The sequence below is a fragment of the Bacillus sp. FJAT-27225 genome (assembly GCF_001685025.1).
Classification (GTDB): Bacteria; Bacillota; Bacilli; order Bacillales; family Cytobacillaceae; genus Bacillus_D.
Genome location: NZ_MAYU01000004.1, coordinates 20,687 through 43,862, shown reverse-complemented (window position 1 = coordinate 43,862; position 23,176 = coordinate 20,687). Strand labels below are relative to the sequence as shown.

Sequence of the window (23,176 nt, the reverse complement as noted above, 5' to 3'; positions counted from 1 at the left end):
GATGGTAGTTGGGGTGCAAACCCCTGTGAGAGTAGGACGCTGCCGGGCTATCCCAATTTTATTTTTGTTATTTGTAACTAAAAATAAAATTGAGATCATAAAATAAATTATATTATCGTCGCGGGGTGGAGCAGTCTGGTAGCTCGTCGGGCTCATAACCCGAAGGTCGCAGGTTCAAATCCTGCCCCCGCAATCATATGGTCTGGTAGTTCAGTTGGTTAGAATGCCTGCCTGTCACGCAGGAGGTCGCGGGTTCGAGTCCCGTCCAGACCGCCATTTCAGTTTAATAGACTGGTAAAGGAAAACGAAACAATAGGTTTCGTCTTTTTTTATTTCTAGGGGACATACCCTTGGAATGCCTGGCTTTTTTGCCCATTTCTATAAAATCATGTACACTACATATATGAGCAAATTCCTTAGGAGCCAATCTTCCTAAGGTTTTTTTACAGCTATTCAGACAAAGATAAGTAAAAAAGTTCCGGTTGGATAAGGTGATAACATGAATTCATTTGACTATATCTCATCAGGCAGCGAGGATACCCTGCGCTTGTCTGAGAGGCTAGCTGGCTTTCTTAAGCCGGGGGATGTACTGACACTCGAAGGGGACCTTGGTGCGGGAAAAACAACCTTTACAAAAGGTTTGGCAGTTGGTCTTGGGATTAAAAGAATGGTGAACAGCCCAACCTTTACAATTATTAAAGAATATTATGGACGGATGCCCCTGTACCATATGGATGTATACAGAGTATCCGATCAATATGAGGATCTTGGGTTTGATGAATACTTCAATGGGGAAGGCGTAACTGTTGTTGAATGGGCGCACCTGATTGGCGAGCAGCTTCCCGCTGAGAGACTGGATATACGTATAACCCTTGAGCCAGATAACAGGAGAAAGCTTCTTTTTACGCCAAGGGGAAGCAGGTATGAGCAATTATGTAAGGAGTTCTTCTTATGAAAATCTTAGCAATCGACACATCAAATTATCCGCTAGGGGTAGCTGTGACGGATGGGGATCGGGTAATTGCGGAGTATATTACCAACTTAAAGAAAAACCATTCAATAAGGATTATGCCTGCCATTGAACTTGTTTTACATGAGGCAGGATTAAAACCAGCCGACCTTGATCGAATAGTAGTGGCGGAAGGACCTGGTTCCTATACGGGTGTAAGGATTGGGGTGACCGTTGCAAAAACGATGGCCTGGTCTCTGAACATCCCGTTGGTGGGCATTTCAAGCCTGCTGGTATTGGCTATGAATGGCCGACATTTTGAAGGTCTTATCTCACCTCTTTTTGATGCTCGGCGCGGCCAGGTTTATACGGGTCTTTATCAAGTGAAAAATGGGACAATGGAGACTGTCAATCCGGACAGGTTGATTATGATGGAGGAATGGTCAAAGTATCTCGCAGGGCTCGAGGAAAGGGTATTATTTTTGGGTAATGATGCCAGCCTGCATGAAACAGTAATTAGATCAGTCCTGGGAAGGAATGCAGTCCTTGGTTTGTTCCCTGAAATGAACCCAAGGCCTTCAGAGCTAGCTTTCCTAGGAAAGGATAAGAAGCCAATTGATACTCATTCATTTGTACCTAACTATATTCGTCTAGCCGAGGCTGAAGCAAAGTGGCTTGAGGCGAGGGGAACTGAAAATGAATGATACGTATGGAACCCTCTCTTTCAGATATATGAAGGAAGAAGACCTCGACCAAATTATGATCATTGAAAAAGAGTCATTCACCTTGCCTTGGAGCAGGGAGGCCTTTTATAATGAGCTACACCACAACCAATATGCTGTTTATTTCGTTGTGGAGGATAAGGGCGAAGTCATAGGCTATTGTGGGGTTTGGATCGTTGTGGATGAAGCACATGTAACGAATATTGCGCTACTTCCCCAATTTAGGGGGATGAGGCTCGGAGAAGCGTTACTGAGGAAGGTGATGGATCTGTCTAGGCAAATGGGAGCAACAAGCATGACCCTTGAAGTACGAGTGTCCAATACACCTGCAAGAAGCCTTTACAAGAAGCTTGGCTTTCAGGAAGGCGGAATAAGAAAAAAATATTATACAGACAATGGCGAAGATGGGATTGTCATGTGGGTGAAACTATGATGAAAGAACAAATCATATTAGGAATAGAAACAAGCTGTGATGAAACAGCTGTCGCAATTATAAAAAATGGAAGACAGATTGTAGCAAACGTAGTAGCTTCCCAAATTGAAAGCCATAAACGGTTTGGCGGGGTTGTCCCCGAAATTGCCTCGCGCCACCATGTTGAGGAAATGACGATTGTGCTTGAAGAAGCATTGAAGCAGGCGGATGTAGCGATGGAGGATATTGATGCTATAGCGGTAACTGAGGGCCCTGGACTAGTGGGTGCACTTTTGATAGGGGTGAATGCTGCAAAGGCTCTTGCTTTTGCACACCAGAAACCGTTAGTTCCCGTCCACCATATCGCCGGTCATATTTATGCCAACAGGATTGTGGCTGAAATGAAATTTCCGTTAATGGCCCTTGTTGTTTCAGGGGGCCATACCGAGTTGGTCTATATGAAAGAACATGGCCACTTTGAAGTGGTCGGAGAAACGCGAGATGATGCTGCTGGGGAAGCTTATGATAAGGTGGCGAGAGTCTTGAACATGCCGTATCCTGGGGGCCCTCACATTGATAGGCTTGCCCAGCAAGGAAGTGCTTCTATTCCACTCCCACGAGCCTGGCTTGAGGAAGGGTCGTATGATTTTAGTTTCAGCGGCTTAAAATCTGCTGTTATTAATACTGTCCATAATGCCCAGCAACGTGGTGAAACAATCGAACCGGCCGAACTGGCCGCAAGCTTTCAGGAAAGTGTTATAGAAGTACTTGTAACTAAGGCTGCGCTGGCTGCAAAGGAATACAATGTTAGACAAGTTTTACTTGCCGGTGGAGTTGCTGCGAATAAAGGATTGAGACAGGCTCTAGAGGAAGCCTTTATAAGTATGCAGGATGTCGATCTTGTCATCCCTCCTCTTTCCCTATGTACCGACAATGCAGCAATGATAGCAGCGGCTGGGAGCGTTATGTACGAAAAAGGAATTCGGGCCAATTTAAGCCTGAATGCCAATCCGGGATTATCTATTGAAAAATACAATTGATTAGTAAAATGCCGGTAGGATACCCTATCGGCCTTTTTTGTGGATAAATAGTTGAAAATTCCATCAATAAAAAAGATGGATTGTGGATAAGCACGTATGTTCCTGTTGGTAATGTGGATAAAATTTAGTTTAATTGTGGATAAAGTGGATAAGTCGGTTGATAACTTATTTATAAAGGGATTTATTGTGGATAAATATGTGGAAAAAGCGCAGGTAATCCTGCGCTTACTCTGCCAATTCGGCCCATTCTTCAAGCAGGGAGTCAAGTTCGGTACGTACTTGTTCATTTTGCTGATTTAATTTCAGTACTCGCTCATGATTTTGATAAACATCAGGTTCACAGAGAAGCTGTTCATTCTCCTCTAATTTACCTTCTAGTTCTTCAATTCTTCTTTCAATCTCCTCAAGCTTCCGTTTGCGCTGTCGGTCAAGCCTTTTAAATTCTTTTTCCTGTTGAAAAGTAGTTTTTCCTGTATCTGCAATGGTATCACTGCTAGCAGAAGGTTTTTTATCAAGTTCCGCAAGTTCGAGCATCTCTTGTTTTTTCTCCAGGAAGTAGTCATAGTCTCCAAGGTACTCGGTACAGTCTGTCTTACTTAATTCGAAAACTTTTGTTGCAATCCTGTTAATAAAGTATCGGTCATGCGAGACGAATAACAAAGTCCCAGGATAATCAATTAATGCATTTTCCAATACTTCCTTACTGTCAAGATCAAGATGGTTTGTTGGCTCATCCAATATGAGGAAGTTGGACTTTTCGAGCATGAGTTTCGCTAATGCTAGCCTTGCTTTTTCCCCTCCGCTTAATGCTGAAACGGGCTTTAGCACATCATCTCCAGAGAACAGGAAATTTCCAAGGATTGTCCGGATTTCTTTCTCGGTCTTTAAAGGATAATCATCCCAAAGTTCATTTAGAACGCGTTTATTTGACCTTAAATTAGCCTGTTCCTGGTCATAGTACCCTATTTTTACATTTGTTCCATAATGGATGGATCCGGAAATACTAGGTAAAAGCTTGACGATTGTTTTTAGCAGTGTGGACTTGCCAATGCCATTTGGCCCAACAAGAGCAATACTGTCCCCTTTTTTGATACTGAATGTAATGTTTTCGGAAACAGCTTGTTCATAGCCAATTGCAACGGAATCGACGTTCAGGACATCATTGCCGCTTTGCCGTTCAATTTCAAAGGAGAAGACAGCAGATTTTTCATCTCCTGAGGGCCGTTCCATTAAATCCATTTTCTCAAGCCTTTTTCGTCTGCTTTGGGCACGCTTTGTCGTTGAGGCGCGGGCAAGGTTCCGCTGGATAAAATCCTGGAGTTTCGCTACTTCGTCCTGCTGTTTTTCATATAGTTTCATTTCTCGTTCATAATTTTCGGCCTTTTGATCGAGATATGAGCTATAATTTCCACTGTATTTCTGTATTTGCATCCGCGAGAGCTCATACACCTGGTTAACGACCTTATCGAGGAAATAACGGTCGTGGGAAACAATCAAAATGGCTCCCTCGTAGCTTTGAAGATATTGTTCAAGCCACGAAAGTGTTTCAATATCAAGATGATTGGTGGGCTCGTCCAATATCAGAATGTTGGGTTTTGCAAGCAGGAGCTTGCCTAATGCCAGCCGGGTTTTTTGACCGCCACTCAACGATGATACACTAGTTGAATAATCGAAACTATGAAAGTTCAGGCCATGCAATACCGAGCGAATGTCAGCCTCATATTGATATCCGCCTTGTTCCTTGTATCGTATTTGGAGAGTATCATATTCTTTTAATACTCTCTCGTACATCACCGCGTCCTCAAAAACAGCGGGGTCCGCCATTCTGTTCTCGAGTGAACGCAAAGTGGTCTCCAGTTTACGAACTTCCTCAAATACCTTAAGCATTTCATCCCAAATGGAAAGGTTTGATTCTAGCCCGGTATTCTGAGCAAGGTAGCCCATTGTTGCATCCTTTGGCTTTATTATTTCTCCGCCATCATGACTCATTTGGCCGGAGATTATTTTCAAAAGTGTGGATTTGCCCGCGCCATTTCTGCCGACAAGCGCAACCCGGTCCCGAGTTTGCAGTTCCAGCTTTATATTGGATAAGATTAAGTCAGCACCAAAGTATTTTGCAACCTGGTTTACTTGAAGCAAGATCATTCGTAATCACCTCATTACCCCTAAAGTGTAACGTATCATTACTAAGTCGGCAATAATCTGACCGAATAGGACGCTTTGTTAAGCAAAAATTATGTTAACAAAGTGTTATAACGAAAATATAGCCAATACACAATTGCCGGAAAATAGTGTATTATTCAAGATGAAACAAATACTAACACCCACAAATTGCTTATCTGACCGGTTAAAAACAGGTAACAGCACTCGAGAGGAGTTTAGATATGGCTGAATTCACCCATTTTAACGAAGAAGGCCGGGCAAGGATGGTCGATGTCAGCGATAAGCCTGAGACACTTAGAACCGCAGTTGCCTATTCCAGCATACTAGTGAATAATGAAATATACGAACGGATAACGAATAATCAGATGAAAAAGGGCGATGTGCTTGCTGTTGCTCAAGTAGCCGCCATCATGGCCGCAAAGAAAACGTCGGAAATCATTCCGATGTGCCATCCCATCCCATTAACAGGTGTTGATATAACATTCCAGTGGGAAAATGACGAAGAGGGATACAGGCTGAAAATTGCTGCCGCCGTGAAAACGAAAGGAAATACCGGTGTGGAAATGGAAGCTCTAACCGCGGCTTCTGCTTGTGCATTGACCGTTTATGATATGTGTAAAGCAGTTGATAAAGGAATGATTATCGGCCCAACCTACCTAATGGAGAAGACGGGCGGAAAGAATGGGGATTTTAAAAGGGAAACTGAAGTGAGCTGAGATTGATTTAATTGATTACACGTGGCATTAGAAGAAAAGAATTGGGGGATAGGGATGAGTGAAACAATAAAAATACCGCAGGCTACTGCCAAGCGCCTGCCTCTTTATTACAGGTTTTTAAAGAATCTCCACACATCTGGTAAGCAAAGGGTTTCGTCTGCGGAACTAAGTGAAGCAGTTAAAGTTGACTCTGCTACAATCCGCAGGGATTTTTCATACTTTGGCGCGCTTGGCAAAAAGGGATATGGGTATAATGTGAATTATCTGCTCGGTTTTTTCCGCAAGACACTTGATCAGGATGAGTTGACAAAGGTTGCCCTGATTGGGGTGGGTAACCTAGGTACGGCTTTTTTGAATTATAACTTTTTAAAAAACAACAATACAAAGTTTGAAATGGCGTTCGATGTCGATCCCTCAAAGGTTGGAACCAAAATTAGCAATGTGCCAGTCTTTCATATGGATGACTTGGAAAGCCGTTTAGAAAATGAAAATATTTCTGTAGCGATTTTAACAGTGCCTGCCTCTGCTGCTCAGCCAATTACAGATAAGCTTGTCCAGGCAAATGTGAAAGGGATTTTGAATTTCACGCCTGCACGGTTAAACGTCCCCCCATCCATAAGGGTTCATCATATTGATTTAGCAGTCGAACTGCAATCCTTAATTTATTTTTTGAAAAATTATCCTTCTGTAGATTTCGTGGAGGAAGTCGAAGAAAGTTAAAAAGTGAGTCCGAATCCGGACTCACTTTTTTTGGTTGTTCTGTGCTTTTTTAATTTTGTAATAAAACAATATGATTCTTACACCTGCTCCAAAATCAAAGGTAGCGAGGATAACAAGCAACCAGGAAAAAAACCCCCAGCCTTCCTGCCTGACATTTTCAATTGCAAAATAAGTGAACAATACCCCTAGAAGGATATAGATAAAAGCTGAAAACAAAGGTGTCGGTCTCATAGGAACCCTCCGATGAAGTTTTGCATTTTTTCTGCTTCTTGCATTATTTTTTCAATTTCTTCTTTAAAGATAAATTGGATAATCACGACAATTGTGTTCATAGCGACATGGGCAAAAATGGGTACGATGATTCTTCCTGTTTTAACATATAGGAATGCAAAAGTGAAGCCCATTGCGGAATATAAAAGAATATGCTCAAATTCCATATGTGCCGCTGCGAAAATGAGAGAGCTGAGCAAAGCTGATATAAAAAAGTTAAAGCGCCTATGAAGGCTTCCAAAAATGATTTTACGAAAGACGATTTCCTCAAGTATCGGTCCAACTATTGATGTGACAAACATGACCGCTGGAAAACCATATATCATTTTCATAATTTCCTGAGTATTTTCCGATCCAGGCTTAATTCCAAGCATCTGTTCAATGGAAGCAGCTAAGATTTGTGCAAAATAGGCCAGGAAAATCCCGCCTATCCCCCAAAGTAAAGCTTGCCTGGCGTCCTCTCCCCGCATCCTTTGAAGCGATTCACCCATTTCTTTTCGAAGGATGAACAGAATGAGGAGGAGGGCACTTATGAAACTGATTAAAATCCAATAGTTCATTGCGTCTGCCTGTACAACTTCAAGGGCCCTCCCGCCCCTGGACAATCCTATGGCCAGTAACGGTACACCAATAAGGCTTGAAAGCTGCATGGCAATATAGACAATCAAGACAAATCCATATTCACGTTTCAAGTCTGTAGCTCCTTTTATCCCACTCTTACAAGCGGTAAAATCCCAGCGATTAAGTTGAGAGGTATATTAGTAAAGGTCTCGTTGGTCACCTAACCATCAGTTTGGCCTAAATGCCTCCACTGATAGGAGGTTTACATTATAAAGTTCCCTTTAATTTAATTTAGATGCCAGCTGTAAAAAGGTATATGCAGGCCAGCACGAAATCCCATTTCTAAGCGCTATCCCTAATTGTTTCATAAAGTAAAGTGTATTTCAAATAAGAAACGTTCTGCATATCTGTACCACTAAAGGATATACTTTTAAGGTTGATTTTTTTTAATAAAAATTTATACTTCACGCTTGCAAATGAAAAGCCGATTCATTATTATAATAATTGTGTTAGCACTCAAGATGAGAGAGTGCTAATAAAAACTCTACATAAACTTTGAGGAGGTTGTTTACATGTTAAGACCACTTGGTGATCGCATTATCATTGAGCTTGTTGAGTCTGAAGAAAAGACAGCAAGCGGAATTGTATTGCCAGATACAGCTAAAGAAAAGCCACAAGAGGGTAAAGTTGTCGCAGTTGGCACAGGCCGTATACTCGACAACGGTGAACGTGTTGCCCTTGAGGTTTCGGAAGGCGACCGTATCATCTTCTCAAAATACGCAGGAACAGAAGTGAAGTACCAGGGTACTGAATATCTGATTCTTCGTGAAAGCGACATCCTTGCAAAAATCGGCTAATAGCCAGTATCGTAATAAAAAAATCTTGACATGGAGGTTTTGAACAATGGCTAAAGACATTAAGTTCAGTGAAGATGCTCGCCGCGCGATGCTACGCGGTGTAGATGCACTTGCAGATACTGTTAAAGTTACACTCGGACCTAAAGGGCGTAACGTTGTCCTTGAAAAGAAATTCGGTTCTCCGCTCATTACAAATGACGGTGTGACAATTGCAAAAGAAATCGAGCTTGAAGATGCATTCGAAAACATGGGTGCGAAGCTTGTTGCAGAAGTAGCGAGCAAAACAAACGATGTTGCCGGTGACGGTACAACGACTGCAACGGTTCTTGCTCAGGCGATGATCCGTGAAGGCCTTAAGAACGTTACAGCTGGTGCGAACCCAATGGTTCTTCGCAGAGGAATTGAAAAAGCAACAAAGGTTGCCGTTGAAGAATTAAAGGCAATTGCCAAGCCAATCGAAGGAAAAGAATCGATTGCCCAGGTTGCTTCTATTTCTGCTGACAACGATGAAGTTGGCCAATTGATTGCAGAAGCAATGGAACGTGTAGGAAACGACGGTGTTATTACAATCGAGGAATCCAAAGGCTTCACTACAGAGCTGGATGTAGTTGAAGGTATGCAATTCGACCGTGGATATGCATCTCCATACATGGTAACAAACACAGATAAAATGGAAGCTGAGCTTGAAAATCCATATATCCTGATTACAGATAAGAAAATCGCCAACATCCAAGAAATCCTGCCTGTACTTGAGCAGGTTGTCCAACAGGGCAAGCCATTGTTGCTGATTGCTGAAGATGTTGAAGGTGAAGCTCTAGCTACTTTGGTAGTAAACAAGCTCCGCGGTACATTTAATGCTGTTGCTGTTAAAGCTCCTGGCTTCGGTGACCGCCGTAAGGCAATGCTTGAAGACATTGCTGCTCTTACTGGTGCAGAAGTCATCACTGAAGAGCTTGGCCGTGACCTTAAGTCGGCTACAATCCAGTCTCTTGGCCGTGCTTCCAAAGTTGTGGTTACGAAAGAAAACACAACAATCGTTGAAGGTGCAGGCGATTCAGATGCAATCGCAGGCCGCGTAAACCAAATCCGTGTTCAACTGGAAGAAACAACCTCCGAGTTTGACCGTGAAAAGCTTCAGGAGCGCCTTGCAAAATTGGCTGGCGGCGTAGCTGTCATTAAAGTTGGTGCTGCAACTGAAACGGAATTGAAAGAGCGCAAACTTCGCATCGAAGACGCCCTGAACGCAACACGGGCTGCTGTTGAGGAAGGAATCGTTTCTGGAGGAGGCGTAGCCCTTCTAAACGTGTACAGCAAGGTGGCTGAAATCCAGGCTGAAGGTGACGAAGCTACTGGTGTGAAGCTTGTTCTTCGCGCTATGGAAGAGCCAGTGCGCACTATTGCCCAAAACGCTGGACTTGAAGGTTCTGTTATCGTTGAGCGCCTGAAGCGTGAAGAAATCGGTACTGGTTTCAACGCTGCGACCGGCGAGTGGGTAAACATGATTGACACCGGTATTGTTGACCCAACTAAAGTAACTCGTTCAGCACTTCAAAACGCTGCATCTGTTGCGGCTATGTTCCTGACAACTGAAGCAGTTGTTGCTGACAAGCCGGAACCAGCTGGTGCAGGCGGCGGAATGCCTGACATGGGTGGAATGGGTGGCATGGGCGGCATGATGTAATAAGCCGTCTGAACCCTTAAGACGACCTATGGCTGTGTTTGTATGTAAGGTGAAAGTGAAATGCTTTTGCTAACATTTCTCTCCTAAAATTAGAGGTTTCTCATGAGTTCCGCGAACTTATGAGAAGCCTCTTTTTTTAGGACAATAGTCCTTCAATACATCTGCCAAACTTTAGTATAAATCAGGTAACTTGATGACGCTGCTGTTTAGTACCTGAATTTCATCACCTTGCCACTAGCTTATTAATAAGCGCATACTGTTTCGCAGGCATGCTTTATGGCAAGTACCACTGGCCGTAGCCAATCGAAACTCCCCTGAATAGTTACTGCAAGAAGCCGTTCCCGCTAATCTAAGTCTCACAATCCGGTCATAAACAGCAGAAAGACCTTGTCTAATGATTGCTATGCTGATTTTCTGTATCGGCTCAGCTCACCAGACCTATTATGTAGTGTGGTATAAGGGCGTTATGCCACGGGGAAATGCCACAACTGTTAAACATATTGTCGATTAGGGACAAGACTTGCTCACCTTTATCCCATCGGCCACCCTCAACTCGTCTCCCTCAATGCCGTCGAAAGTGTTTTCCATTATACAGAGGTTTTTCCCGGCATCGATCTTGATGCCATTGGCGGCCTGAATGACGTTGTCCTTGATCCTGATGTCTGACGGGATTCCTTTGCCCCGTCCGTCAGCACCGCGGTCCTTGATGAGGCGGATGGCCGAGAACTTGTCAGTCCCTCCAGTGATGTGGTTACCGTTTATCTTTGTGCCTGGCGCATTACGGACCTCAATGCCGACCCGTGAATCATCCCCAGCGGTGATTCTGTTGTCCTCAATGAGGGTGTCAGGAGTTCCCAAAATAACAAGGACTCCCTGACGGTTTCCAATCAAGTCATTGGAGTGCACCCAGTTTCCAGGACCTGAGGCATCATGCTTGTTCTTAGCCCCGCCGGAATTACCGAGCGCAATTCCCGCCCTTTTCCCGCCGATTACCTTGTTGTTCCGGATCTCGTTTAGGTATTCACCCTCGCCGTGCAGGTCGATGGCATCGAGGATGCTGCCGGTGATGGTGTTCTCCGCTACGAGATTGTTGTGCGTGGGGAACTGAAGCAGAATGGCATGCCGCAAATGCCTGCCATCGAAGGTATTGCCGATCACCATGTTGTGCCTGGAATCGTTGGCAGCATTTGGGTCGTGCTGATCCGCTGAGCCCTCGATAGCAATTCCATAGCCCTGTCCTCCGGGACCAACGGCAGTTGCCTCACTTACAGAGTTTTCAGTGAGGGTCACTTCACGGCTGGCCTTGACGGAGATTCCGTGGCGCTTGAACCTACGAATGCCCATGTTCTCCACAAGGATCCGGGAGCTGGCCTTCCCTTCGTGGGCTCCGAGGTAGATCCCGTACATAGGACCTCCACCCGTATCGCCGTTGTCGGGGTCATCGCCGAGCGGTCCCTTATAACGGGAGGTAATGGTGAAATCAGCGATGATGACGTCGTGGACACCGGAGCCGCGGATCACCCGGCTGTCATCCTCACCGTCGAAGGAGGTCAGCAGCACGGTGCTCTCCTGACCCTCGCCCCGCAGGTCCACGCCGCTGCGCAACACGATGTTCGCTGACTCGTCGTCCGGGTCAGTGGTGCGCAGGTCATACGTGCCGGCCGGCAGAAAGACCTCGTCACCCGGCTTTGCCGCTTCCAGGGCATTCCTGATGGCTGCTGCGTCGTCTTTTGAGTCCGGATCCGGATCTGCCCCGAAGTGCGTGACGTCCAGAGTCCTGCCCTTGGTCGGACCCGGCGTCGGCACCTTGATTGGCTTGCCGGACCGGTCCACCAAGCCGGGGACATGCCAGTCGCCGCGCTTGGACGGGGCTGGTTCGACAGTTTCATCGATCTCGACTGGCTTGTCAGGTTCCTTCACGGTACATGCGATCAAGAGGAACATCAGGCCAAAAACCACCCACCACGAATTCGCCAAACCTCGCCGGCTGTTCCGAACTGATTTCTTCATCAAACTTCTCACATCCTTACTGGAAATTTTTCATCCTCTCGTCGCCCATGGAGACAAGGAGAAAAGCGGTGAGCTACTCGCTCACCGCTTTTGGGATGTTTCGACGACCTCTGCCGGTCGACGGCATCATCCCATGACCCGGGGTCTATTACTTAGAGCCCTTTCCCTTGTTGCCTTTGCCGAGTTTGAAGTTCAACGGAATGTCCTTTACCAGTGGAGTGTCTGCCGAGGAACCACCGACATGTACGCGGTACTTTCCATCAGCTGTTGCCCACTGGCCGTCAGCCCAGTTCGCCAGGTTGTCCGGTTCTTTGGGATTAAAATAGGAGAACGGATGGTTGGAGGCTGCCTGGTTAATCCTTAGTGTCACCGTCTTGCTCTCACCGGGCTTTAGGTCAATCTTCTCAAAGTTTACAAGTCGCTTAGTCGGCTGCCCTGCCTCGTCCGGCAGGGTTAGGTAGACCTGTGCCGCCTCTTTTCCGGCAACGTCACCGGTGTTCGTAACGGTAAAGGACACGTCAATACCGGACAACGAGCCTTTGTTGCCGCGAACCCTCTTCACCTTAAGGCCGTCATACTTGAAGGTCGTGTACGATAGACCGTATCCGAAAGGGAAGACCGGCTTTACATTGTTGGCCTCGTACCAGCGGTAACCCATCTGCAGGCCTTCGGTGTACTGGGCAATCAACTGTTGGGAACCGTTACCATACGGGCCTGGGCCACCAGGCTTGCCGGTGTCTTGACGAGTTCCTGGGTACTGCTTCTCGGTCGCGAAAGCGGCCTCTCGAGCTTTAGCACCAAACGTCATAGGCAGCTTTCCGGAAGGATTGACCTTCCCGTAGAGCAGATTGGCAACAGCATTGCCATCTTCCATGCCCGGGTACCATGCCTCGAGTACGGCAGGAACCTGATCCAACCACGGCATGAGCACTGTACCGGAGGTCTTCAGGATCATAGCGGTGTTCTTCGCGTTTGCCTTCAGGACCGCATCGATCAGCGGCTCCTGCTCCACCCGATTGATAGCCGGGAAGCCGAGAGTTCCGCGGTCGACGGTCTCACCCGGGGTGTCGCCGACCATGAGCAGCACAATGTCAGACTGTGAGGCCAGTTTGGCAGCAGCCTGCGGGTTACTGCCATCGTTGTACGTCACCTTGGTGTTGTAGCCCAGCTCCTTAATAACGTTTTCCAAGCCCTGCTGTGGGGTGACCGTGTAAGGGGTCACGACGTTCTCATTGTTTACCCTAATGGAGCGCGGGGACATCTTGGCTATACCGGCGAACCACTCGACGCCGATCAGTGCGATCGACTTCGGCTTTCCATCAAGTGGCAGGAAGCCGTTTTCGTTCTTCAACAGCACGGCCCCTTCCTCGGCCATCTTCCGAGCGCTCGTACCATTTGCCTTCGCATCGACGATTTCCGGCAGGAACTTGTTGAAAGGCTTATCCATATGGCCGAATTCGATCATCTTGATATACCGTGGACGAAGCAGATTGTCGATGTCGTTCTCGGTGACCTGACCCGAATCAAGGGCCTTCTTGATTTTCTCCTGGGTGTAGTACTGTGGTGCCCAGTCGAGCTCAACATTTGTGCCCGCCTTAATAGCAGAGACCGTGTTATGAATCGCGCGACGGTCACTCATGACATAACCGTTGAAGCCCCAGCTTTTGCGTAAAGCATCCTGAAGCAGTTCAGAGCTGTCACAGGCAAAGGTTCCATTGACATCTGGGAACGAGCACATAAAAGAGGCTGGATTAGCATCCTTAGCGGCCATCTCGAAGGGCAACATATACAGCTCGTTCATAGCACGTGAGGGAACCTGTACACCCATCGTCCATCGCTCAGTTTCCTGCTCGTTGCCTGCTAGATGCTTAAGCTGGGCCTGGACCCCCTGGGCTTGGATTCCCTTGACCTGCTCGATTGCTAGTGTACCCGTCAGGTATGGATCCTCACTGAAGTACTCATAGTTCCGGCCATTGTACGGGTGACGCACGAGGTTCATGCCCGGCCCGAGCATCACGTGATGTGCAAAGGCCCGGGTTTCCTGACCAAGGATCCGACCAGCCTCATTGTTTAGCTTGCGATTGAAAGTCGCGGCCATGGCCAAGGTGGAAGGTAGGCCAGTCGCCAATGGGTCATTGCCACACGACCCGCCCTTCACACCTGTACCACCGTTGGTCATGCGGATTGTGGGGATACCTAGTTCCTCGATTCCACGGATCTGCCGACCGGTGTCCTGCCACTCACATCCAGGCAGAGTACCCTGGGGCTCGAATACCCCGTTCTGGTACTTACTGGTACCTCCCCTGTTGATGACGACCGTCTCACCGGTATCGTTTTCGTTGAAGCGCGAGATAACGATTTGCTGCATCTTCTGTTCAATCGTCATCGCATCGAGAAGCAGCTCGGTGCGCTTCTCAGCAGAGAGCTTGGTGTTCATCCAGGGCCTATTCCCTTGTGTTCCACCGTTCTCCGCATAAGTAGGCATTACGAACGTAGACATGAAGATTATTGCTGTCAAAAAAATTGTAATCGTTCGTTTTATCAACTTAATATCTCCCTTACTATTCTATGTAGTGCGTTAGTTTTGAAATAATTTGTTAAATTTCTCCCTTGCTATCTATAATGTCTTTTAGTTTGGAAATAATTCGTTAACATATCCATTTCTAAAATTAAAAAATGAATGGACGCTTATTCCAAATCGCAAAATTTCAGAAGCATGAGGACGGTTCGAGGTCACTGAAAAACACACCCCAAAAACTGGAGTATACATTAATAAAAGATGATAAGAGACAACTTTAAGAGTATATACATACCTTTTGAAAAGAACTAAGAGAAGAAGATGAAGAACTAACAATACAACCTTTTGAAGATATGTATAAGTAGTCCCTACACAAATTTTTCAACTGTTTACTGCTTTCTCTGCTGAAATTTTTAGTGAAATAAATCAATAAAAATGTAAAATCACTGCAAAACAAAATCCATTCCTTTCGTTTTCTAACGTATTCCGGGAAAACAAAAAACACCCATAAACATTGATGTATCAGTGTTTATAGGTGAATAATACTTTTATGAATTAACTTAAATTATGTAGATAGTACCGGAGGAGGGGGGCGAAGTGACTCCTGAACAACAAACGCAACAATGGAAATCAGCGTTAACACTTAAATTCCGTTCCAAAAATGTCTTTGCCTTCGAAAGGGTTGGCCTATCGAGTTAAGTGATCATTGTATTTATGTTGGCTTTCCAAATAAAAAAGTAGGAACTTCGCAGAATTCCACCTGTCTTTTCTTAATATTTTCTTACCTTTGTATAGGAAAATCACATAACATGTATATTGACGAATAAATGATCGCAATATAAGAAAGTGTAAAACAAAGGAGGGTTTTTATGAAACGAATAGCTTTAGTTTCAGTTGCATTAACAGCTTTGGTTCTTTCAGCCTGTGGTGTTAATAATGACGGCTCAAATGATAACAATAGACATGATGCTAATATAAATAATGTTAACGATGATACACAAGGGATGAAGGGTGCAGAACAAATTGAGGATAAAATTGTTTCAATGAATGAAGTTGATAAGTCGAATGTAACTATAAAAAATAATAATGCTTATGTAGCTGTACAACTCAAAAATAACAATAATGATCTACCTAAGGACGTTGCACAAAGGATAGCGGAACAAGCAAAAACAATTGACCCTGATATTGAAAATGTATATATCTCAGTTAACCCCGATGCCTCAGTTAACCCTGATGTCTATGATCGAATGAATGATTTGTCTAATGATAGCCAGTGGACATCCAATTGAAGGATCCTTTGAAGAATTTGGAATGCTATACATCGCGGATTACCGTTACCGACACACCTAAAAATATACTGCACCCCAAATGTTAGAGTTAAATCTGATCTTTTGGGGTGTTTTTTTAGTGACTATATATAGCGAAGGGTTTAAGTTGAGGTAGTAAAAGAGTATCTAGAAGGAATTTTGATCTTCATATTCTTCTAAATTCTTTTGACACAACCTATCTGAAAACTGTTAAGAATGTTAAAGGGTTATAGTCTTAATCCGGCATCAATTTTAATAAAACTGAGGCATGGCTTTTTTAGGTTGATCGAACAAAATATTTTGAATGGGCCTTTTCAATGAAATAATAGCAGTGATTAGATATACTTGAATAGTAAGGTAATTCTTAGACATTCCTATAAAAATGAAAGTTTAAGATTTAAATAAAAAGAAAGGCGGAAGTAAAATGAATACGTTAGTAGCTCAAGAAAGAAAAGACTTTAAAAAGGGTTCATTGAGGAAATTGAAAAATAATGGAGAGATTCCTGCGGTTGTTTATGGTAGTGAGATTAATACAAAATCTATCTCTATCAAAAACGCAGATTTACTAAAAGTGATAAAAGCTGGTGGTAGAAATAGCATAATATCTCTTAACCTTAATGGAAAATCAACAAATGTTATTTTAAGAGATTATCAAAATAAAGCTATAACAAAAGAAGTAATTCATGTAGACTTCCTTCAGGTTAATCAGCACACTGAAATCGACACTAAAGTGAATGTAATTCTAAAGGGAACATCGAATGGCGAGAAAGCCGGGGGAATAGTGAAACAATTTCTTCACGAATTGAATATAACCGCTAATGCAAATGATATCCCTGATAATATTGAAATTAATATTACTGATTTTGAAATCGGTCGGACTGTACGAGTAGGAGACCTTAAAAAAGATTATAGTAACTTTACAATCAATCATGAGAATGATGAAACTATAATAATGATAGACAATGTAGAGACTACAGAGGAAGAAGAGGATATAAGTGCAGTTGAAGTTTAAAAATACTTTCTGCAACAAATAGCCTCCTTGCTAATGCTCTGCCAAGCTTAGCTAACTTCAAATTACCGTTTAGAATTATAAATAAACCGAAAAACTTTGTCAATACATTTAAGAGCAGCAATACTATTCATACCACTTCCCTTAATCGGGGAAGTGGTTTTTTAGTCTGTCAAAAGATTGACACATGTCCTAGCCCCAGCCGTTTACACGATTTAGCCTTTGTGTATGAGGTAAAATACCCATTTATCTAAAAAGTAGATTAATTTTTATAGAAATTATCTATAAAATAAATTTAACCTTAAAAAATCAAGGCTTATACTTAAAGAAGCTAAGTTTATAAATGGCAAATGTGAAGGGAACGAAAAAGATGGGAGAGCAGTACTCACCAATAGTGACCTATGATGCGGGCCCGACAGGCTGCGGCGAGTTAATTATGAACTTGTTTTTAACAATGAAAAAAATGAACAGTGGAGAAATAATTGAGGTTATTTCCTATGACCTGGGGGCGCGTGAAGATATTCCTGCCTGGTGCAGATTGCAAAATCACCATTTGGTGCACCGGTATGATGAAGGGAATGTCTCCCACTATTTTATTAAAAAAGGCTGATTCAACCTTTTTCATATTAAAACAAAACATTTATTAGGAGGATTACCATGTCTAAAAAATTTTTAGTCAGTTTAACAAATGCGAAAAATGATTCTGATAAAGCCACTGTTGGCTTTGTTGTTGCGAATGCGGCTGTTGCATCCGGTCAGGAAACGGTTGTCTTCTTGAATGTTGAAGGCGCCTACCTGGGATCAAAAGGCTATGCTGAAGATATTCATGAAGAAGGATTTGCTCCATTAAGACAACTGATGGACCAATTTATTGAAGCAGGCGGAATTATTTGGGTATGCAGCCCATGCTACAAGAAGCGCAATCTTGGCGAAGAGGACTTAATTGAGGGGGCTACGATTGTTGGCGGAGCGAAAGTTGTTGAATTCTTAAGTCAGGGCGCTGCTTCTATAACTTATTAAAAATTACATGAAGGTGTTTCGATTAAAAATTCCATTTAAACGATATGGTTAACTGAAAAAGGTGATGTTATGGAGACTCCAAAAGCGGTTTGTGATGGCGGAGATTTGGATTGTGGTTCAGGCCTATTGTTAATCATCAAAAAGGCAATGGATCCTTTAGCAAATGGAGAAATTTTAGAAGTACGCAGCCGGGAACGGACGGTTGCGGAAGATTTGCCTGCCTGGTGCAGAATGGTTGACCATGAATTTCTCGGTTCAGAACCAGGAGATAACACAACTCGATACTTTATCCGAAAAGGTTTCAAACTGGAAGAATTAACAACAGATTTTGAGGCCGCAAGGGGGTATAAATGGAATGTCCGAGTCCAGGCTGAAAAGGGTTTAACTGCTAAAGTTCATTCCAGAAACCATACTTTCCTGGTCGGACAACCTGCCGATTTTGGATCTAAAGTTGATGCTCCCAGCGCAATCGATTACTTACTGGGGTCTCTGGCTTCAGACTTAGCGGTTGGTTTTAAGGCTCAGGCTTCAAGAAGAACTATTGAAATTGACCAATTGGAAGTGTCCATTAAAGCCGGTTTGGATAATGTTCTTTATCATTTGGAATTGGAAGACGAAGGAAGCCCGCGGATTCGGGAGATTAATGGAACTTTCTACGTCTCGTCAACACAGCCGGAAGATGACTTGGAGAAGCTGTGGGAAAATACACTCAAAAGGTCTCCGATTTATCAAACTCTTAAACAAGCAATCAACATCAATATACAATTTATGATTGTGTATTGAGGAGGTTTTGTATATGAAGTTGCCAAAATTTCCTGTAACCGTCATTGGCAGTTGGCCGCGGTCGAAAGAAGTACAAAGAGCCATGCGAGATAAACGTGCGGGTAGAATAACGGATGATGAATTCCAGGCCGTTGCGAACCGCGCAGTCCTGCAATGCTTGAAATGGCAGGAGGAAGCAGGCATTGATATTGTTTCCGATGGTGAACAGCGCCGTGATAATTACATTTCTTTTGTAGCTGAGCATTTAAATAATGTTCGAATGCTAAGTGTTTCCGAACTGCTGGATTATGTTGAAGATAAATCAAGCTTTGAAGAAATATTGGGGACACTTGATGTTCCGGCATTTTCAATGTCCAACCCTGCCGCAACTGGCAAGATTAGCCGAAAAAAACCGCTTGCATTACATGACTTTTTATTTTTAAAACAACATACAGACAAGGCGGCTAAAGTAACATTGCCAGGGCCTTATTTATTAACAAGATCAATGTGGATTGAAGGGCTGTCAACAGATGCATATCCGACAAAAGAAGATTTATCAAAAGATATTGTACATGTATTGCGTGAAGAACTAGAGGATCTCATTGCAGCTGGAGTAGAGTTTGTCCAATTTGATGAGCCGGTCTTAACAGAGGTTGTGTTTACAAAAAAGAATGCAAACCGGACGTTCATGTGCGGAGCACTGACAGCCAAAGCGGACGCGGATGAGGAGTTGGCGTTTGCTTTAGAGTTGATTAATGAAGTTACGGAAGGCATGCTGGGAAGAGGAACAACGATTGGCGTGCATATTTGCCGCGGGAATTGGAGTACTCAAGATGACATCTTGCTGCGCGGCCCATACTTTCCATTAATTCCATACCTTGAAAAGGCAAATGTTGACCAGCTGGCTCTTGAATATGCAACGCCCCGTGCTGGTGAAATTGATGCCATCCGAAATATTGGCGGCAAAACACTAGGGTTTGGCGTCGTCAATCCGAGAACGGTGGATGTTGAATCTGTCGATGATATTGTCGCACGCGTGGAAGAGATAAGAGCGACCCTGCCTGATGAAAAAATCTTTTTAAATCCGGATTGTGGTTTTGGAACCTTTGCCCAACGTCCGATGAACAGTGATGAAATTGCTTGTGGAAAGTTAAAAGCAATGGCATTGGCTGCAAAAAAACTCCGGGAAATGGCTAGCGTTTGAATAATTTGAGGAGTGAAGAGCATGGGACAGCAAATGAAGGTAAGAATTGAAGGAATCGGAAATGGAATGAGAACCGATTCAGTGGCAGGCAAGCACAAAATTGCCATTGATGAACCTGTTTCAATGGGTGGGCAGGATTCTGCCATGGATCCACTTTCAACTTTTTTGGCATCACTGATTGGCTGTGAAAACGTCATGGCTCAAATCATCGCCAAGGAAATGGACTTTGACCTCCAAGGGATTTCGTTTGAAGCAGAAGGTGACCTTGATATTAGCGGTTTGATGGGGAACTTGGACGTAAAGCCATATTTCCAAAAAGTAATCATTAAAGCTGCTGTTGAAACATCGGAATCCCAAGAGAGAATCGATGAGATGCGTACTGCCGTTGATTTGCGCTGCCCAGTCTTTAGGACCATTAAAGACGCGGGAATTCCGATTGAAAATCAGTGGGTAAAAGCGACTGTTAAAGCATAAGTTGCAGTATGATCAGCATAATGTAAGACTGACAATTACTCCATTTGATATGAGTGGGTTCTTAGTAAGATAAAAGCAATATATAGGGGAATTTAATAGAAGCTTTCCATAAGATGAGCAAACTTGTGGGAAGCTTCTTTTTCATTTTTTTCGTTACATGAAACTATTCATTCTTATAAGGTTGCTTGCCCCGTTTTTTTTTCCTCTCGGTAAGAAAACTTATTGTTCCCCATGCCATGAGAGGAAACGTATATATCGTGTTATCAAGTTTCCTATCCTCAAAATAGCCGTAATTCTAAAGGTCGGTTTAGTGGTCATTTGATTTAAGTCATTTAAATCAAATTTTTTTAGGTTTAAAAATAGTAAAAAAGTTAATAGGAGTATAACAACGGGAGTAAGGCGGAAAACGATTGCACTTAAAGTATCTGGTTTTTCCGAATCAAATTAGAATAATGTTTTTGTGGAGGGGACTGGTGAAGACTTCCATAATATTAACGTTATCGATAATTTTGGCGAAAATCATATTTATTGGTTTGGATTGAAAAATATTATAGGATAAAAAGGTTCGTTATTTTTGCGATTATAGGCAAAAAAATTTATGCATAGAATAAGAAGGGAAGTTTTGATGAAGAAAATATCAAATGTTTTTTGGATATCGGTTGCAGTTATTTTAGTAGCAGTTATTTTTGGTGTAGCTGCACCAAATAGTTTTGAAGAAGCAACCGCAAATCTACAAGTATTTCTTACGTCAACCTTTGGCTGGTATTATCTAATTTTGGTTACAATCATTGTAGTCTTTTGTGTTTTCCTCATTTTCAGCCCTGTTGGGGCAATAAAATTAGGAAAACCTGATGAGAAGCCTGAGTTTTCAAAAGCATCTTGGTTTGCAATGTTATTTAGTGCAGGGATGGGGATTGGCCTTGTGTTCTGGGGAGCGGCAGAACCCCTTTCGCACTTCATGAATCCTCCACTCGCTGAGGCAGGCACAGCCGAAGCCAATAAAGAGGCTATGAGATACACCTTTTTCCACTGGGGTATTCACGCATGGGGGATTTACGCCATCGTAGCATTATCGCTGGCATACTTCAATTTTCGAAAGGGAGAACCTGGTCTCATTTCCGCTACATTAAAGCCTGTCTTAGGGAAAAAAGCGATGGAAGGTAACCTGGGAACAGTTATTGATGTATTTGCTGTTGTTGCTACAGTTGTTGGAGTTGCGTCAACTCTGGGATTTGGTGCAGCACAAATTAATGGAGGACTATCCTATTTATTTGGAATACCAAATAACTTTACCGTTCAATTTATCATTGTTGCTGTTGTTACTGTTCTTTTTACTATTTCAGCATCAACTGGGTTAGCAAAAGGAATCAAAATTTTAAGTAATGCTAATATGTATATAGCACTAGGATTATTAATCCTAATTTTTATCGCAGGACCTACAATCCTCATCTTGAACATGTTTACGGATTCACTTGGCGGCTACATTCAAAATATCGTTCAAATGAGTTTCCGTATTGCACCATTTAATGAAGAGCACCGCTCTTGGATAAATAGCTGGACTATATTTTATTGGGCATGGTGGATTTCATGGGCGCCATTTGTAGGTATTTTTATCGCCCGTGTATCAAGAGGCAGAACAATACGGGAATTCGTCATTGGAGTTTTATTACTTCCAGCTATCGTTAGCTTTATATGGTTTGCTGTGTTTGGTACAACAGCAATCGAGGTTCAAAAAGCTGTAAGTGCTGATTTATCCCAGCTAGCTACTGAAGAGGTTTTATTTGCCATTTTTAATGAATTACCTTGGACGAACATTCTATCTATTATAGCTATTGCGCTTGTTGGTATCTTTTTTATTACGTCTGCTGACTCAGCAACATTTGTACTTGGCATGCAAACAACATATGGATCACTTACGCCACCAAATAGTGTAAAAGTTACGTGGGGCATTGCGCAGTCACTTGTAGCTTTAGTTCTTTTATATAGTGGTGGATTACAAGCTTTGCAAAATACATTAATCGGTGTGGCCTTCCCATTCTCGTTTATCATTATTCTAATGATGATTTCGCTTTATCGCTCTTTAGTTAAAGAGAAAGAAGAGCTTGGGTTGTATCTCAAACCAAAACCACGTAAGAAAAAGGAGGAGACTCTAAAGCAGTAAACAAATATATGGGTACTTTAATGCAGGTTTCTTAAAAGTTGACCCAACTTTTAAGAAGCCTCTTTTTTATCCTTTTTCCAAATCCTTTTTATTCCATATATAACAAGGGATAAATTCCCTTTTACTAATGCTCAGTTCAAGCCACGTCTGCTTTTATGGCACTTTAATCAAACGTTTGATTAATAAATTTTTACTAAAATTTTTGGTAAACTTCTTAGGTAGAAGACCATTGATAATAGTTACCCCTGATTCTATTTTAAATGAAGACTATGTATCGGATTGAACATGAAGCCAATTAATAGCATCCTTTCATTATTTCCGAATAATAAAGGTTGGTTTTAAAAAAGTATTCATGTTTTGTTGACGGTTTAATATTTCGATGCTACTATGGGAAAGTAAAAATTAAATATTATTCTCGTATAATATTGGGGATATGGCCCGAAAGTTTCTACCAAGCTGCCGTAAATAGCTTGACTACGAGGTTGTGTATATTATGTATGGGAATATACTTATGTTCATTTCCATCATTTACCTTCCTGAAGTCAAGCACCGGTATATTACTCGGTGCTTTTTTTAATTTTTACGAGAATGACAATCAACAAGACTATCAGAGGAGGGTC

At 43.1% G+C, this 23,176-nt stretch carries 21 protein-coding genes, 2 tRNA genes and 1 riboswitch; of the genes, 18 read left to right on the top strand and 5 right to left on the bottom strand.

The features are described 5' to 3' along the window. Positions 1-119 precede the first annotated feature (119 nt). From A8F94_RS07155 to tsaD, 6 genes are all read left to right on the top strand, one after another. Positions 120-193 (top strand) — tRNA-Met (locus A8F94_RS07155). A 6-nt stretch (positions 194-199) separates the two neighbouring features. Beyond that, a tRNA-Asp gene (locus A8F94_RS07150) sits at positions 200-276 on the top strand. A gap of 223 nt (positions 277-499) precedes the next feature. After that, positions 500-955, top strand: coding sequence for a tRNA (adenosine(37)-N6)-threonylcarbamoyltransferase complex ATPase subunit type 1 TsaE (tsaE, locus tag A8F94_RS07145; protein WP_066197695.1), 456 nt, complete (start codon positions 500-502; stop codon positions 953-955). After that, positions 952-1,653, top strand: a complete 702-nt coding sequence (gene tsaB / locus A8F94_RS07140) for a tRNA (adenosine(37)-N6)-threonylcarbamoyltransferase complex dimerization subunit type 1 TsaB (RefSeq protein ID WP_066197692.1) — start codon at positions 952-954, stop codon at positions 1,651-1,653. The genes tsaE and tsaB overlap by 4 nt, the downstream gene beginning before the upstream one ends. Beyond that, positions 1,646-2,104, top strand: a complete 459-nt coding sequence (gene rimI, locus A8F94_RS07135; RefSeq protein ID WP_066197690.1) for a ribosomal protein S18-alanine N-acetyltransferase — start codon at positions 1,646-1,648, stop codon at positions 2,102-2,104. Before tsaB ends, rimI begins: the two co-directional genes overlap by 8 nt. Then, entirely contained in the window at positions 2,101-3,123 is a 1,023-nt protein-coding gene (tsaD, locus tag A8F94_RS07130) for a tRNA (adenosine(37)-N6)-threonylcarbamoyltransferase complex transferase subunit TsaD (RefSeq protein ID WP_066197688.1), read from the top strand. The genes rimI and tsaD overlap by 4 nt, the downstream gene beginning before the upstream one ends. Positions 3,124-3,348: 225 nt before the next feature. Here the strand turns inward: tsaD and A8F94_RS07125 are convergent, their stop codons facing one another. After that, entirely contained in the window at positions 3,349-5,268 is a 1,920-nt protein-coding gene (locus tag A8F94_RS07125; RefSeq protein ID WP_066197686.1) for an ABC-F family ATP-binding cassette domain-containing protein, read from the bottom strand. Between the two features lie 239 nt (positions 5,269-5,507). Here A8F94_RS07125 and moaC point away from each other — a divergent pair, with 239 nt between their 5' ends. Next, positions 5,508-6,002, top strand: coding sequence for a cyclic pyranopterin monophosphate synthase MoaC (moaC, locus tag A8F94_RS07120; RefSeq protein WP_066197683.1), 495 nt, complete (start codon positions 5,508-5,510; stop codon positions 6,000-6,002). A 54-nt stretch (positions 6,003-6,056) separates the two neighbouring features. Further along, positions 6,057-6,722 carry a redox-sensing transcriptional repressor Rex gene (locus A8F94_RS07115; RefSeq protein ID WP_066197680.1) on the top strand — a complete coding sequence of 222 codons (666 nt, stop codon included), beginning with the start codon at positions 6,057-6,059 and terminating at the stop codon, positions 6,720-6,722. Between the two features lie 21 nt (positions 6,723-6,743). On the opposite strand, the gene A8F94_RS07110 is transcribed toward A8F94_RS07115, so the two are convergent. Together A8F94_RS07110 and A8F94_RS07105 are read right to left on the bottom strand one after the other, a co-directional pair. Next, a complete protein-coding gene (locus A8F94_RS07110) occupies positions 6,744-6,953 on the bottom strand; it encodes a YdiK family protein (RefSeq protein ID WP_066197676.1) in 210 nt (69 codons plus the stop codon). Continuing rightward, positions 6,950-7,684 carry a CPBP family intramembrane glutamic endopeptidase gene (locus tag A8F94_RS07105; protein ID WP_066197674.1) on the bottom strand — a complete coding sequence of 245 codons (735 nt, stop codon included), beginning with the start codon at positions 7,682-7,684 and terminating at the stop codon, positions 6,950-6,952. Before A8F94_RS07105 ends, A8F94_RS07110 begins: the two co-directional genes overlap by 4 nt. Positions 7,685-8,125: 441 nt before the next feature. Here A8F94_RS07105 and groES point away from each other — a divergent pair, with 441 nt between their 5' ends. Both groES and groL read left to right on the top strand, forming a co-directional pair. Continuing rightward, positions 8,126-8,410 (top strand): co-chaperone GroES, encoded by a 285-nt coding sequence (gene groES / locus A8F94_RS07100; RefSeq protein WP_066197671.1) that lies wholly within the window; start codon positions 8,126-8,128, stop codon positions 8,408-8,410. A gap of 46 nt (positions 8,411-8,456) precedes the next feature. Further along, positions 8,457-10,091: a chaperonin GroEL gene (gene groL, locus A8F94_RS07095; protein WP_066197668.1), complete on the top strand. Its 1,635-nt coding sequence runs from the start codon at positions 8,457-8,459 to the stop codon at positions 10,089-10,091. Between the two features lie 507 nt (positions 10,092-10,598). Here the strand turns inward: groL and A8F94_RS07090 are convergent. Both A8F94_RS07090 and A8F94_RS07085 read right to left on the bottom strand, forming a co-directional pair. Next, positions 10,599-12,101, bottom strand: coding sequence for a right-handed parallel beta-helix repeat-containing protein (locus A8F94_RS07090; protein ID WP_254660802.1), 1,503 nt, complete (start codon positions 12,099-12,101; stop codon positions 10,599-10,601). A gap of 148 nt (positions 12,102-12,249) precedes the next feature. Next, a complete protein-coding gene (locus A8F94_RS07085; protein ID WP_066197662.1) occupies positions 12,250-14,646 on the bottom strand; it encodes a beta-glucosidase in 2,397 nt (798 codons plus the stop codon). 842 nt (positions 14,647-15,488) lie between these two features. Between A8F94_RS07085 and A8F94_RS07080 the strand changes: the two genes are divergently transcribed. The 8 genes from A8F94_RS07080 (at position 15,489) to A8F94_RS07045 (ending at position 22,556) form a co-directional block, all read left to right on the top strand. Beyond that, on the top strand, positions 15,489-15,908 hold the full coding sequence (locus tag A8F94_RS07080; protein ID WP_066197659.1) for a YhcN/YlaJ family sporulation lipoprotein: 420 nt from the start codon (positions 15,489-15,491) through the stop codon (positions 15,906-15,908). A gap of 442 nt (positions 15,909-16,350) precedes the next feature. Then, entirely contained in the window at positions 16,351-16,938 is a 588-nt protein-coding gene (locus A8F94_RS07075; RefSeq protein WP_066197656.1) for a 50S ribosomal protein L25, read from the top strand. A 340-nt stretch (positions 16,939-17,278) separates the two neighbouring features. Then, positions 17,279-17,545: a sulfurtransferase TusA family protein gene (locus tag A8F94_RS07070; protein ID WP_254660801.1), complete on the top strand. Its 267-nt coding sequence runs from the start codon at positions 17,279-17,281 to the stop codon at positions 17,543-17,545. 47 nt (positions 17,546-17,592) lie between these two features. Next, positions 17,593-17,955, top strand: coding sequence for a DsrE family protein (locus A8F94_RS07065; RefSeq protein ID WP_066197653.1), 363 nt, complete (start codon positions 17,593-17,595; stop codon positions 17,953-17,955). A 69-nt stretch (positions 17,956-18,024) separates the two neighbouring features. After that, on the top strand, positions 18,025-18,738 hold the full coding sequence (locus A8F94_RS07060; RefSeq protein ID WP_066197651.1) for a sulfurtransferase TusA family protein: 714 nt from the start codon (positions 18,025-18,027) through the stop codon (positions 18,736-18,738). A 13-nt stretch (positions 18,739-18,751) separates the two neighbouring features. After that, on the top strand, positions 18,752-19,921 hold the full coding sequence (locus A8F94_RS07055) for a cobalamin-independent methionine synthase II family protein (protein ID WP_077247596.1): 1,170 nt from the start codon (positions 18,752-18,754) through the stop codon (positions 19,919-19,921). A 21-nt stretch (positions 19,922-19,942) separates the two neighbouring features. After that, positions 19,943-20,395, top strand: a complete 453-nt coding sequence (locus A8F94_RS07050; RefSeq protein WP_066197648.1) for an OsmC family protein — start codon at positions 19,943-19,945, stop codon at positions 20,393-20,395. A gap of 625 nt (positions 20,396-21,020) precedes the next feature. After that, positions 21,021-22,556 (top strand): glycine betaine uptake BCCT transporter, encoded by a 1,536-nt coding sequence (locus A8F94_RS07045; protein ID WP_066197645.1) that lies wholly within the window; start codon positions 21,021-21,023, stop codon positions 22,554-22,556. A gap of 395 nt (positions 22,557-22,951) precedes the next feature. Then, positions 22,952-23,053: riboswitch (purine riboswitch) on the top strand. The last annotated feature ends 123 nt before the right edge of the window (positions 23,054-23,176 follow it).

What these genes read in the sequence shown, in the direction of transcription:
- A8F94_RS07090 (WP_254660802.1), bottom strand. Translation starts at nt 12,101, where the DNA reads ATGAAGAAATCAGTTCGGAACAGCCGGCGAGGTTTGGCGAATTCGTGG.
- tsaE (WP_066197695.1), top strand. Translation starts at nt 500, where the DNA reads ATGAATTCATTTGACTATATCTCATCAGGCAGCGAGGATACCCTGCGC.
- A8F94_RS07045 (WP_066197645.1), top strand. Translation starts at nt 21,021, where the DNA reads ATGAAGAAAATATCAAATGTTTTTTGGATATCGGTTGCAGTTATTTTA.
- A8F94_RS07110 (WP_066197676.1), bottom strand. Translation starts at nt 6,953, where the DNA reads ATGAGACCGACACCTTTGTTTTCAGCTTTTATCTATATCCTTCTAGGG.
- groES (WP_066197671.1), top strand. Translation starts at nt 8,126, where the DNA reads ATGTTAAGACCACTTGGTGATCGCATTATCATTGAGCTTGTTGAGTCT.
- A8F94_RS07075 (WP_066197656.1), top strand. Translation starts at nt 16,351, where the DNA reads ATGAATACGTTAGTAGCTCAAGAAAGAAAAGACTTTAAAAAGGGTTCA.
- moaC (WP_066197683.1), top strand. Translation starts at nt 5,508, where the DNA reads ATGGCTGAATTCACCCATTTTAACGAAGAAGGCCGGGCAAGGATGGTC.
- A8F94_RS07125 (WP_066197686.1), bottom strand. Translation starts at nt 5,268, where the DNA reads ATGATCTTGCTTCAAGTAAACCAGGTTGCAAAATACTTTGGTGCTGAC.
- A8F94_RS07115 (WP_066197680.1), top strand. Translation starts at nt 6,057, where the DNA reads ATGAGTGAAACAATAAAAATACCGCAGGCTACTGCCAAGCGCCTGCCT.
- tsaD (WP_066197688.1), top strand. Translation starts at nt 2,101, where the DNA reads ATGATGAAAGAACAAATCATATTAGGAATAGAAACAAGCTGTGATGAA.
- A8F94_RS07070 (WP_254660801.1), top strand. Translation starts at nt 17,279, where the DNA reads ATGGCAAATGTGAAGGGAACGAAAAAGATGGGAGAGCAGTACTCACCA.
- A8F94_RS07065 (WP_066197653.1), top strand. Translation starts at nt 17,593, where the DNA reads ATGTCTAAAAAATTTTTAGTCAGTTTAACAAATGCGAAAAATGATTCT.
- groL (WP_066197668.1), top strand. Translation starts at nt 8,457, where the DNA reads ATGGCTAAAGACATTAAGTTCAGTGAAGATGCTCGCCGCGCGATGCTA.
- A8F94_RS07080 (WP_066197659.1), top strand. Translation starts at nt 15,489, where the DNA reads ATGAAACGAATAGCTTTAGTTTCAGTTGCATTAACAGCTTTGGTTCTT.
- A8F94_RS07060 (WP_066197651.1), top strand. Translation starts at nt 18,025, where the DNA reads ATGGAGACTCCAAAAGCGGTTTGTGATGGCGGAGATTTGGATTGTGGT.
- rimI (WP_066197690.1), top strand. Translation starts at nt 1,646, where the DNA reads ATGAATGATACGTATGGAACCCTCTCTTTCAGATATATGAAGGAAGAA.
- A8F94_RS07055 (WP_077247596.1), top strand. Translation starts at nt 18,752, where the DNA reads ATGAAGTTGCCAAAATTTCCTGTAACCGTCATTGGCAGTTGGCCGCGG.
- A8F94_RS07050 (WP_066197648.1), top strand. Translation starts at nt 19,943, where the DNA reads ATGGGACAGCAAATGAAGGTAAGAATTGAAGGAATCGGAAATGGAATG.
- tsaB (WP_066197692.1), top strand. Translation starts at nt 952, where the DNA reads ATGAAAATCTTAGCAATCGACACATCAAATTATCCGCTAGGGGTAGCT.